General features: G+C 48.3%; 13 protein-coding genes. 10 read left to right on the plus strand and 3 right to left on the minus strand.

The features are described from left to right. Positions 1-119: 119 nt before the first annotated feature. Positions 120-551 carry a response regulator gene (locus QUA47_RS07005; RefSeq protein WP_190658331.1) on the minus strand — a complete coding sequence of 144 codons (432 nt, stop codon included), beginning with the start codon at positions 549-551 and terminating at the stop codon, positions 120-122. 257 nt (positions 552-808) lie between these two features. Here QUA47_RS07005 and purC point away from each other — a divergent pair, with 257 nt between their 5' ends. Then, a complete protein-coding gene (gene purC, locus QUA47_RS07010; RefSeq protein WP_190658532.1) occupies positions 809-1,537 on the plus strand; it encodes a phosphoribosylaminoimidazolesuccinocarboxamide synthase in 729 nt (242 codons plus the stop codon). Between the two features lie 185 nt (positions 1,538-1,722). After that, positions 1,723-4,104, plus strand: coding sequence for a BamA/TamA family outer membrane protein (locus tag QUA47_RS07015; protein ID WP_333430202.1), 2,382 nt, complete (start codon positions 1,723-1,725; stop codon positions 4,102-4,104). Between the two features lie 77 nt (positions 4,105-4,181). Here the strand turns inward: QUA47_RS07015 and QUA47_RS07020 are convergent, their stop codons facing one another. Beyond that, entirely contained in the window at positions 4,182-4,325 is a 144-nt protein-coding gene (locus tag QUA47_RS07020; protein WP_333430203.1) for a hypothetical protein, read from the minus strand. Between QUA47_RS07020 and lpxC the strand changes: the two genes are divergently transcribed. The 8 genes from lpxC (at position 4,317) to QUA47_RS07060 (ending at position 11,559) form a co-directional block, all read left to right on the plus strand. Then, positions 4,317-5,171 carry a UDP-3-O-acyl-N-acetylglucosamine deacetylase gene (gene lpxC / locus QUA47_RS07025; RefSeq protein WP_333430204.1) on the plus strand — a complete coding sequence of 285 codons (855 nt, stop codon included), beginning with the start codon at positions 4,317-4,319 and terminating at the stop codon, positions 5,169-5,171. The two genes, QUA47_RS07020 and lpxC, sit on opposite strands and share 9 nt — an antisense overlap. Positions 5,172-5,239: 68 nt before the next feature. Beyond that, entirely contained in the window at positions 5,240-5,761 is a 522-nt protein-coding gene (fabZ, locus tag QUA47_RS07030; RefSeq protein ID WP_333430205.1) for a 3-hydroxyacyl-ACP dehydratase FabZ, read from the plus strand. Positions 5,762-5,981: 220 nt separating this feature from the next. Beyond that, positions 5,982-6,776: an acyl-ACP--UDP-N-acetylglucosamine O-acyltransferase gene (gene lpxA, locus QUA47_RS07035; RefSeq protein WP_190658339.1), complete on the plus strand. Its 795-nt coding sequence runs from the start codon at positions 5,982-5,984 to the stop codon at positions 6,774-6,776. Positions 6,777-6,817: 41 nt separating this feature from the next. Beyond that, positions 6,818-7,420 (plus strand): Uma2 family endonuclease, encoded by a 603-nt coding sequence (locus tag QUA47_RS07040; protein WP_333430206.1) that lies wholly within the window; start codon positions 6,818-6,820, stop codon positions 7,418-7,420. Positions 7,421-7,429: 9 nt separating this feature from the next. Then, positions 7,430-8,602, plus strand: coding sequence for a lipid-A-disaccharide synthase (gene lpxB / locus QUA47_RS07045; RefSeq protein WP_333430207.1), 1,173 nt, complete (start codon positions 7,430-7,432; stop codon positions 8,600-8,602). A gap of 136 nt (positions 8,603-8,738) precedes the next feature. Beyond that, positions 8,739-10,001, plus strand: coding sequence for a DNA cytosine methyltransferase (locus tag QUA47_RS07050; RefSeq protein WP_333430208.1), 1,263 nt, complete (start codon positions 8,739-8,741; stop codon positions 9,999-10,001). A 600-nt stretch (positions 10,002-10,601) separates the two neighbouring features. After that, positions 10,602-10,946 (plus strand): BON domain-containing protein, encoded by a 345-nt coding sequence (locus QUA47_RS07055; RefSeq protein WP_190737264.1) that lies wholly within the window; start codon positions 10,602-10,604, stop codon positions 10,944-10,946. Between the two features lie 241 nt (positions 10,947-11,187). Next, the gene (locus tag QUA47_RS07060) at positions 11,188-11,559 is read left to right on the plus strand and encodes a DUF4278 domain-containing protein (RefSeq protein ID WP_333281195.1); all 372 of its coding nucleotides are present in this window, start codon (positions 11,188-11,190) and stop codon (positions 11,557-11,559) included. Between the two features lie 110 nt (positions 11,560-11,669). On the opposite strand, the gene QUA47_RS07065 is transcribed toward QUA47_RS07060, so the two are convergent. Further along, positions 11,670-11,972: a hypothetical protein gene (locus QUA47_RS07065; RefSeq protein WP_333430209.1), complete on the minus strand. Its 303-nt coding sequence runs from the start codon at positions 11,970-11,972 to the stop codon at positions 11,670-11,672. Positions 11,973-11,975: the final 3 nt, after the last annotated feature.

The following is an 11,975-nucleotide window of genomic DNA, read 5'->3' on the forward strand; positions in this document are numbered from 1 at the left end:
CCGAATTGTGGATTACTCCGAAAAAGCTGCAGTCTGGAAAAAAGAATTAAAACAACTGCATTCCTGAAAAATCACCAAGCCACATTAAAAAATAATTTTTTTATTAAATTTCCCCTATTTTAGGGAATTTCACTCAGCATCCAGTATCTGTTTAGGGTAGCCATCACTTCCACAAAGTTAGAAAAAGTAACAGGTTTAAGAATATAGCCAGCTACATTCAAATTATAAGCTTTTACTTTATCTCTATCTTCATTAGAAGTCGTGAGGACGATTACCGGAATCGACCTCAAACATTCATCCAGTCGCAATTCTTGCAAAAACTCGATCCCGCTCATTCTCGGCATATTCAAGTCCAGCAAAATCAACCGGCGCGCTTGAGGCATTGGAGGATCTATTTTTCCTTCTCCACGCAATATAGAGAGAGCTTCTAATCCATTGGCAGCAATGTAGAGGGGGTTGACGATGTTATTTTTTTTGAATGCTCGCCGGACGTTCATCACATCAACCTCATCATCTTCTACCAAGAGAATATGAATTTTTTTGTCTTCCATAAATGAGCCACTTTGCAGATGTTTTTTAAGCGCCAGTCTCGTTGGCGAGGTTTAGCCCGCACGGATCGCGAACCCAGCAGGTTTAATCTCTATTGTCCTTTGTCAAGAATCATTTATGCCTGGGCCGCTCGCGGGATCTACCTGCAGGTGTACTCGCCCCTCATGCTCTGAGGGGCGCAGCCGAAATCCAAAAACTCGCCAATAATGCCCGATCGAGCTACGGTAAAATCTACAACTCATCTACATTATTAATCGCCATGTCAGCCGATCGCAAACTCTACGAAGGCAAAGCCAAAATCCTCTACTCCACCGAAGACAGCGAAATTTTGCTGACCCACTTCAAAGACGACGCTACAGCCTTTAACGCCCAGAAACGCGGCAGCATCGTCGGCAAAGGCGAAATCAACTGCGCCGTATCCGCCCACCTGTTTCGGATGCTAGAAGCCAAAGGCATCCCCACCCACTTCATCGACACGCCGGCCCCCAACCAAATGCGAGTCTGTCGCGTCCAAATCTTGCCGTTGGAAGTCGTAGTCAGAAACATTGCCGCTGGCAGCCTTTGCAAGCAAACCGGACTCGCCCTCGGCACAATTATCAATCCGCCGCTGGTGGAGTTTTATTACAAAAACGACGATTTGGGAGACCCGCTGCTGACCCGCGACAGGCTGCTGCTAATGCAGCTAGCCACCCCCCAACAAGTAGACCAACTAGAAATCGCCGCCCGCGAAATTAACGAAATACTCAAAGAATTTTTCAGCCAGTGCGGCATCACCCTGGTAGACTTCAAACTAGAATTCGGTATCGACCAACATCAAAATCTGATCCTCGCCGACGAAATCAGTCCCGACACCTGCCGCCTCTGGGACAACGCAGAAGCCGACCCCGACGCCCGTGTTATGGACAAAGACCGATTCCGCCGCGACTTAGGATCGGTAGAAACCGCTTACCAACAAGTTCTCCAACGCGTTCTCGCTCAGAAAGTCTAGAGGCCTTGGTAATGCGCTAGAATTGCACAGTTTGTCACCCTTCTGCTTTCGATGTCAGCAATCAGCGGTCAACAGTCATCAATTAGCGGTCAGCGCGAAATTCAACCGACTTATATAACTAATGACTAATGACTAATGAATAATGACTAATGTGGTGTGTGGATTGCCCAAAAAAGTGAACAAAAATGCGTTTATCTGCTGTATTGGTGGCAGTTTTTACTGCCTCAGCAACATTCGGGTTATCAAATTCGGCAAGTGGCCAAACATCCTACTCTGAATCAGCAGAGGAAGCTTTGGCTGCAGTTCCGCCTGCCCCGTCGATCGAATTACCCGATCGCCCCATTCCAGAATTAACCCAAAATCCTCCTCAAAACCGCAAAGCCGCTAAAACCGGCAAAGCCGAAGCCCTAAAAATAGCGGAGGCCCCTGCCAGAGGAGAGGACGACCGCAAACCCCCAGAGCGATTCACAGACACGCCCTCCCCGGTTTCGCCTTCCTTGCTTCAACTCAAACCCGAGCTAGCAGCCAACCCCTCCCCCGCCTCTAGCAGCCAAAACGCCCTGCCAGAGGCGCCGCTGGGCAGCCCGCTCCCCCCCGAGCCATCGGCTGTAACGCCCGCCTGGATCGCAGCAGAGCTAGGGAAACCAGAGGAATCAGGGGCGATCGCTCAAAACGCCCAAGTTACCCCCAGACCGGCCCCGACGGGACCGCCGGCTAACACCGTTCCCCCATTACCCCCTGGCCCAGCACCGCAGCCCAGACAAACCCCCGCACCCGCCGGGGCGGCAGAACCGCAAGTGCTAGTTGCAGAAGTTACAGTCACCGGGGCGACGGACGACCTGGAAAGCGAAATTTACCGAGTCATCAGCACCCAACCGGGACGCACGACCAACCGCAGCCAACTGCAACAAGACATCAACGCCATTTTTGCCACAGGCTTTTTCAGAAACGTGCGGGCAGTACCGGAAGACACCCCGTTGGGCGTCCGGGTGACTTTTATTGTGCAGCCAAATCCGGTACTGCGGGGAGTGACAATCACCGGTCAGCAAGTGCTGCCCCAAAGCGTAATTGACGAAAGCTTCCGCGATCAATACGGCAAAATTCTCAACCTCCGCCGCTTTGAGGAGGGAGTGAAAAAAATTAATGCGTGGTATCAAGAGAACGGCTATGTTTTGGGCCAAATCACTGATGCCCCGCAAGTAGGAGACGACGGCACAGTAACCCTGGTAGTGGCAGAAGGCCAGATCGAATCGGTTGATGTCCGCTTCCTGAACAAGGAGGGAGAGGCAACAGATGCCACGGGTCAGCCGATCGGAGGCAACACCCGTCGCTTTGTCGTCACCCGCGAAGTAGAACTCAAGCCCGGAGACATCTTTAACCGCACCAAGGCGGAAAGAGATTTGAGACGGGTGTTTGGTTTGGGAATTTTTGAAGACGTGCGACTTGCCTTGGAACCGGGAACGACTGACCCCCGCAAGGCAAGGGTAATTGTCAACGTCATCGAGAAAAATACCGGTTCTCTGGCGGCTGGTGCGGGTTTGAGTTCCGCGACGGGTTTGTTCGGTACCCTGAGTTACCAGCAGCAAAACTTGGGCGGTAGGAACCAGAAGTTGGGCGCTGAAGTACAAATCGGGGAACGCCAAAATCTGTTTGACCTGAGTTTTACTGACCCCTGGATTGCAGGCGATCCTTACCGGACTTCTTTCACCGCTAATGTTTTTAGAAGACGATCGATCAGCGTGATTTTTGACGGCGGCGAACGGGAAGTCAGATTGCCCAACGAGGATCGACCCCGCATCAATCGCACCGGTGCCGGCATCAATTTCACCCGTCCGCTGTCGCGCAATCCTTTTGCCGATGCTGAGTGGACTGCTTCAGTCGGCTTGCAGTACCAGCGGGTCTCAATTACCGATCGCAAAGGCAGGCGCGAATCCCGGGACGAACTCGGCAACCTGTTAAGTTTTAGCAATTCCGGCTCCGACGACTTGACAACACTGCAAGCAGGTGTTGTGCGCGATCGGCGCAACGACCCCCTCCGCCCCACTAGCGGTTCTCTGCTCAGGTTTGGGGTGGAACAATCGATTCCTGTAGGTTCCGGCAGCATCCTGTTAAACCGCCTGCGGGCCAGCTACAGCTTGTACCTACCAGTCAAGTACACTAACTTTACCCCCGGCCCTCAAACCCTGGCATTCAGTTTTAGAGGCGGCACCATATTCGGAGATTTGCCTCCCTACGAAGCCTTCGCCTTAGGCGGCGCCAACTCGGTGCGCGGATACGACGAAGGCGACCTCGGAGCAGGTCGCAGTTTCCTAGAAGCCAGCGTTGAGTACCGTTTCCCGATTATTTCGTTTATCGGCGGAGCGCTATTTTTGGATGCTGGCACTGACTTGGGTACGGGCGAAGATGTCCCGGGCGACCCTGCCGGTATCCGCGGAAAGCCGGGTAGCGGTTACGGTTACGGCCTCGGCGTGCGGATTCAATCTCCTTTAGGGCCGATCCGGATCGATTACGGTATCAACGACACGGGCGACAATCAAATTCACTTTGGGATTGGTGAGCGATTCTAATTAACGAAGAGTCAGTAGTCAGCAGTCATTAGTTAGGAGTAATTGGTAATTGCTAATTGCTAATTGCTAATTGCTAATTAGTAAGCTACGCCTCGGCGCACCCTACAAATCATGTCTAAGGTGCGCGACCAGGCGCACCCTACTGTTAACTTCCCTCTTCCCTCTTCCTTCTTCCCTCTTCCCTCTTCCTTCTTCCTTCTTCCTTCTCCCAAATGACTCAACGTACCTTAAAATCTGAATTTGAACTGTCGGGAATCGGTTTGCACAGCGGCGAACAAACTCGCGTCCGAGTTTTGCCTGCTGCGGTTGGGGAAGGCCGCTATTTTGTCAGAATTGACTTGCCTGGTGCTCCGATAATTCCTGCAAAAATTGAGGCGGTTTGCCAGACTGCACTTTCAACTGAACTGGCAGGTATCGATGCTCAAATTCGCACTGTAGAGCATTTATTAGCCGCTTTGGCGGGGATGGGAGCGGATAATGCTCGAATAGAGGTTGATGGGCCGGAAGTGCCTCTGCTGGACGGTTCGGCTGTGGTTTGGGTAGAGGCGATCGCCCATACCGGCTTAGTTCCTCAAGAATCGAAGCAAGACCCCACTTCCTCCTTCGTCCTAGAACAGCCAATTTGGGTGCGCCACGGGGATGCTTTTGCAGCGGCTTTACCGTCAGCGGAAACTCGATTTAGTTACGGAATTGATTTTGAGGAACAGGCGATCGGCAATCAATGGTACAGTTGGTCGCCAGAGGCAGAAAGTTTTGCTAGCGCGATCGCCCCAGCCCGCACTTTTGGACTTGCTCGCCAAGTTGACCAATTGCGACAAGCAGGTTTGATCAAAGGTGGTACCCTAGAGAACGCCCTAGTTTGCCATCGATCCGGGTGGCTCAACCCGCCTTTGAGATTTACAAACGAACCGGTGCGCCATAAAATCCTAGACTTAGTAGGCGACCTCAGTCTGCTCGGAACTTGGCCAAAAGCTCACTACTTGGCTTACAAAGCCAGTCACAATCTGCACGTCCAACTCGCCCAAGCCCTGAAATCGGAAGCTCTAGCTACGCTAGATAAAAGTTAGGAAAAAACACGTGCTCTGTTAAGATTGCATATTCCTTCTGCCATACTACACTCAAAAGTCTTCAAGCAATGTCCACGCTGACTGAAGTTAACACCCTCAATACTGCGAATTCTGAATCCGTTCCCACTGAAAACGGTGAGGATTCTCCAGCGGTTAAATCTACTTTTACTCTCGAAGAAATTCAGAAATTCTTGCCTCATCGCTATCCTTTTGCACTGGTTGACAAGATTGTTGATTACGTGCCGTCGAAGAAGGCTATAGGAATTAAAAATGTGACTTTCAACGAACCACATTTTCAAGGGCATTTTCCCGGACGGCCAATTATGCCTGGGGTATTAATTGTTGAAGCTATGGCTCAAGTTGGCGGTATTGTTCTCGCTCAGTTGCCCGACATCAAGCAAGGATTGTGGATGTTTACCGGAATCGATCAAGTGAAGTTCCGTCGTCAGGTTGTACCGGGCGATCAGTTGCGGATGACTGTAGAATTGCTGTGGGTAAAACGCCGCCGCTTCGCAAAAATGCAGGCTCTGGCTGAAGTAGACGGACAAAAAGTTTGTGAAGGAGAATTGACGTTTTCGATGGTAGATTAAATTGGGGAAGTGGTGAGGGCTTGCGGGTAATTGTGACTTGTGAGTTTTGAATTTAAATTAAAACTGCTAAGTGTTCGTCGGAACGACGCCATCTTAAAATTTCTAAAATTCCCTCTTCCTTCTTCCGTCTTCTGTCAACATCCATCCGTTAAATCCGTTCAATCCCTTACACTGCACTTAGCCGAACTTCCTTCCCACTTACCAGCAAAAAAATTGACAAATGCTTACTTTGATTCACCCAACTGCTGTGATTCATCCCGGCGCTGAACTTCACCCGACTGTACAAGTGGGAGCTTATGCTGTAATTGGGGAAAGAGTGAAAATCGGGCCGGATACTAAGATTGGCGCTCATGCAATTATCGACGGGCTAACAGAAATAGGCGCTCGCAATCAAATTTTCCCCGGTGCGGCGATTGGTTTGGAACCTCAAGATTTGAAATACGAGGGTTCTCCGACTAGGGTGAAAATTGGCGACAGCAATCAGATTCGGGAATACGTGACAATTAACCGCGCTACTGGAGCGGGGGAAAGCACGACAATTGGCAATCATAATCTATTGATGGCTTATGTTCATGTCGGACACAATTGCGCGATCGCCGATCGAGTAATTATCGCCAATGCTGTAGCCTTAGCCGGACACGTTAAAATCGAGTCTCAAGCCCGCTTGAGCGGTGTTTTGGGCGTTCATCAGTTTGTCCACATCGGCCGCTTGTCGATGGTGGGGGGCTTGAGCAGAATCGATCGAGACGTACCTCCTTATATGCTAGTCGAGGGCAATCCTTCGAGGGTGCGAGCAATCAACAAAGTCGGTCTGCAACGCGCTGGTTTGACAGAAGAAGATTTGCTAGTTTTGAAGAAAACTTTTCGTATTTTATACCATTCTGGCTACACTCTCAATCAAGCTTTGGAACAGTTGGATTTGTTACCAGAAAACGCCCACTTGCAGCACCTGCGGAGATTTGTGCAGCAGTCTATAACCAAAGGGCGGCGCGGTTTGATTCCTGGCAAAAAGTAAATGAGGTAGAATAAACCTATGAACTAACCGACTGTTGCCCTATGAATGTATATACTTCAGTCAAATCTACATCCCCTGAAACAGAACAAGATGGCTGGATTAGGTTCTCAGATGTTAGTTGGCAGCAATTTGAAGCGATAGAAGCAGCTTTTAAAGATGTCAGAGGTGTGAAATTTTTCTATCTCGATAAAATACTGCAAATTATGACTGTCTCGCCCGAACACGAAATAATCAAGAAAACTCTCTGTATGCTCCTAGAGGCATATATGAGAGCAAATGGGATTCGATTTTACGGCAAGGGCGGGCCGACTCTAGGTGACAGAGAATTAGGCGGTAGAAAAGAGCCGGATGATTCCTATGATATAGGAACCCAAAAAATAGTCCCAGATATTGCTATTGAAGTCGTAATTACCAGTGGCGGGATAAATACTCTAGAGTTCTACAAAAGATTGGGCGTTCGGGAAGTCTGGTTTTGGCAAAATAGTCAGTTATCTCTCTATTACTTAACAGGCGAAAATTATGAGCAGGTGGCTCGCAGTACATTCCTTCCCGATCTAGACTTAGAATTACTCCTACGCTGTGCTAATATGCCCGATCAATATGATGCTGTTACCGAATTATTAGCAAACACCTCACCTGTTTAAAGTCAGAATATGAAAATTTTTATCAGCACTGGTGAGGTTTCTGGCGATTTGCAAGGAGCTTTGTTAGTTGCCGCTTTAAAACGTCACGCTGTCGCCGCTGGTTTTGAGCTAGAAATAACAGGATTGGGCGGTCCTCGTATGGCAGAAGCTGGGGCTACTATTTTAGGCGATACTGTGGGCATTGGTTCTATGGGTCTGATAGAATCAGTGCCGTATATTTGGCCAACGATCAAAGTTCAGCAAAAAGCTAAACAATATCTCAAAAACTTCCGCCCCGATGCTGTTGTATTGATTGATTATTTGACTCCCAATCTCGGTATTGGCAGCTATATCCGCCGCTGTTTGCCGGATTTGCCGGTGGTTTGGTACATCGCACCTCAAGAATGGGTTTGGTCGATTTCTCGTCGCAATACCGATCTGATTGTCAATATTTGCGACCAACTTTTGGCAATTTTCCCTGAAGAAGCTTGTTATTATCAAAAAAAAGGAGCCCAAGTGAGTTGGGTTGGTCATCCTTTGGTCGATAGAATGCAGTCTGCGCCCAGCCGGGAAGTTGCCCGCAAAACTTTGGGAATTGGGCCGGAACAGGTGTCGATCGCCCTAATTCCCGCTTCCAGACACCAAGAACTCAAGTACCTGATGCCGGTTATATTTGAGGCCGCTCAAATTATTCAAGCTAAATTGCCGGAAGTTCATTTTTTGATTCCGCTTGCTAACAAAGCTTTCCGCAGCAAAATCGAAAAAGCGATCGAGAATTACGGTTTGCGGGCTACTTTGTTAGAAAATCAAACTCTGGAAATCTTGGCTGCTGCCGATCTGGCGATCGCTAAATCTGGTACTGTTAATCTGGAGCTAGCTTTGCTCGACGTTCCGCAAGTTGTCGTCTACCGCGTCAGTCCGATTACGGCGATTATTGCTCGCCACGTCCTGAAATTTTCGATTCCTTTTATGTCTCCGCCCAATTTGGTGCAAATGAAGCCGATCGTCCCGGAGTTGCTGCAATACGAGGCGACTGCGGAAAATATAGTGAACCACGCACTGGAATTGCTGCAAAATGCCGATCGACGCCAGCAAATCAAAGCGGGTTATCGGGAAATGCGCGAAAGTCTCGGAGATGTGGGTGTGTGCGATCGGGCCGCTGCGGAAATAATGAAAAACGTCAAATTAAATACAGCTTCTTAAAGCAATTTTGGTATTGAAAGGTTATGTATAAACCCGGTTTCTTTGTAGATGGCTCCTTGACAAACCCCAGATTTATTGCCAGAAACGCGGTTAATTTCCTTAATTTCTATTAAAGCAACTTTGTTATTGAAATGTTATGCCAAGCAATCGGAAAAAGCGACCGATCGCTGTTGATTTATTTGCAGGCGCGGGCGGCATGACCCTGGGCTTTGAACAAGCAGGTTTTGATGTACTTGCCTCAGTCGAAATTGACCCAATTCACTGCGCCACACACCAGTTTAATTTCCCGCTGTGTTCTATTCTGTGCAAAGATGTCGCACAGCTTACGGGTTCGGAAATTAGGAAAAAATCGGCGATCGGGCGGCGCGAGATAGACGTAGTAATCAGCGGTTCGCCCTGTCAAGGATTCTCGATGATGGGAAAGCGCGATGTGGACGACCCGCGAAATTCTCTAATTTTTCACTTTAAACGCTTAGTTTTGGAGCTAAAACCCAAGTTTTTCGTAATGGAAAATGTTCCGGGAATTGCATCAGGAGAACACAAAGAACTCCTGAATATTTTAATTAGCTCTTTTCTGGAAGCAGGCTATCAAGTAGAAGAAAACTATCAAGTTCTCAACGCGGTTCACTACGGAGTCCCGCAAGCTCGCAAACGCTTGTTTTTGATTGGCTGCAAAAAAGATTATGAGCTGCCAAAATACCCTCAGCCAACTACTATACTGCCGAAAGTTAAAATTCCTAAACGCTATAAAAAAGTTAATTTACCTGCTGTCCCGACAGTTTGGGATGCGATTGGAGATTTGCCGGAAGTGGAAAAGTACAGCGAGTTGCTGCACCGAGATTGGGTGATGGCGGAGTACGGAAAGTGCAGCCCTTATGCGAGTATAATGCGCGGAATTGATGGTTTGGATGATGATTATTCCTACGATCGCGAGTACGATCGGCAAATTCTCTCTTGCAGTTTGCGAACTCAACACTCTCTGGAATGTAGAGAAAGGTTTCATGCTGCTAAACACGGCGAAAAAGAGCCGATCAGCCGTTTTTATAAGCTTCATCCCCAGGGAGTTTGCAACACTCTCAGGGCTGGAACCGACCGGGCTAGGGGGGCTTATACTTCGCCGAGACCGATTCACCCGATCGCGCCTCGGTGCATTACTGTCAGGGAAGCTGCGCGACTGCATTCCTATCCTGACTGGTTTAGATTTCACGTTACAAAATGGCACGGTTTTCGCCAAGTCGGAAATTCTGTACCGCCGCTATTGGCGAAAGCTGTAGCAGCGCAGATTATTAGCGCTTTGGGCGTGACAGCAATTAAGCCGAGTCTCAAACTGACCTGGGGAAATGATTCGTTGCTTAAACTGAATTGGTCGGAAGCAGAACAATATTATCTAAAAAGTTAAGAGTTAGATTTAATTATCTCTAACGGGGAATTGGTGAGTAGTAATTGGTAATTGCTAATTGGTAAACAAGTAGTGGTTTTTGCCTGTCATCTCCTTCTACAGACGGGGTTGATCAAATTGCATAATTACTTATAGCAATCCTCGCATCATTTGTGAATTTCTTACTCCGGAGCGAGGGGATTCGGGGAGGGTTGGGGTGGGGTAAAAAATTTACGACTCCTGCAAGGATTGCTATATGCAGGACTACCCTTAATTAAGCGCGGGCTACCGTCCCCTGTATCAGTGGACACAGATCGATGACCCGCAGGAGATGTCCCGGGTAGTTAAACAAACCGAGAATGTATTCTGGCGCGTTGTGCAGTTTTTTTAAGGTGACAGTGGGGGAACTGCTTCGACTATGCCTCTGCTATCCAAGGCGGAGCGATCGTCCTATACATCAAATAGCAACATCAATATCTAGATACCATTTAAGATTTTAGATTGTGAAAGTCTCCCGATAAAACATTTTGATAAATTTCGCTGAGTTTTGCAACAATTACGAGTCTTTTGGAATTCTAGAGCTATCGTGTAAAAAGTGTATTTTCAGGAGACTCAACTAATATGGGTTGGTTTAAAAGACTGTTCGGACTCGAAAAGCCTGAAGCCCCGGCTGAACCGATGGCACAAGTAGTACAGCAAGCAGCGCAAGCGCAATCCATCGCTCCTGCTAAAGTCGGCCCAGACGGAAATTTTGACGACAGCGGCCTCGCGAAGCGGGTCGCTTTAGCTTTTGACGGCGATCCAGAAGTTGCTGATATCGAGACTGTTTATGTAGCTCAGCTCAGCAGCACGGTTGTTCTCAAAGGTCAAGTTCCCAGTCAGGAAATTCTCGACAAGTTGGTGGCGATCGCCTCTGCTGAAGAAGGCGCCACAGACGTGCAAACCGATCAGGTGACAGTTGGCTAGTTCTCCGGAACCGAAGCAGTTTCGCTCCGGATGCTGCTCGAATTAGTCAAAAACTCGATTAAACCCGCTGCGGCGGGTTTTTTCTTGCCCTCTGCCCCTCAAAATATTAATTTTTGTAAATTTAACCGATTTATCTTAAAAAACAGTATAATTGAATACAGAAACTAAAAAAGTTTTAGCAAAGAAAACCCAAGCTGGCCTGACTGCCCTTTTTATCTCCATACATATAAGGATCAAAAATATGAAACTCACTTATCGCGGCGTCAACTACGAGTACGACATTCCGACAGTCGATATGATCGAAGGCGAAGTAGCGGGCAAATACCGGGGCCAAGACTGGAACTATCGGTATCCGAGACACATTCCCGGCCCAAATAAATACGGCGGCACAAACTATACTACAAAGCGAGATTCTCAAGGTGGCGATCGGGATAGCGCAGCAGTTCGCACCCCAGGGACGGTTGAATCTTACCCAACTGTTGTAGAAGTGGCGCAAATCCACCAAGCGAATATTTGCAATATTCTCGATCGTAGAAAGCAAGCAGCCAAAGCCAATGGCGATGAAAGACTGCTGCGCTTGCTAGAAATTGAGTCGAGACAGATGGTGTGTTAGAGAAAAGCTTCAGAAAACAAAGCGTTTGTCCAGAGGGGGAAGTTGAGTTAAGCTCAATTTCCCCCTCTTGATGCTGTTTGTGCGATCGATCTTGCACCCTCGAAGCGATATCAATCGTCGGGATTTTGGGCGATGCGATCTTTTTTAATGCGATCGATCTCCTCCACACTCTTTTGGGTGCGATAGGTTTTGACGATTAACTGTATAGCTTGAGTAATCATCGACGGGATAACATCGAGGACGGGTTTACCTGAAAGCACATCGAGATTTCCGTTGATGCCGATAATGATGGCTTGTGTGACAAATGCGATCTCTATAACTCGCCCCACAAACTTGTGAGCAGCTTTATGTTGCTGATTCTTCTGGGTAGACATTTGAGCGGCTTTATGTTGCTGATTCTTCTGGGTAGACATTGA

This window comes from Microcoleus sp. MON2_D5, from assembly GCF_036701905.1.
In the GTDB taxonomy this organism is placed as follows: Bacteria; Cyanobacteriota; Cyanobacteriia; order Cyanobacteriales; family Microcoleaceae; genus Microcoleus.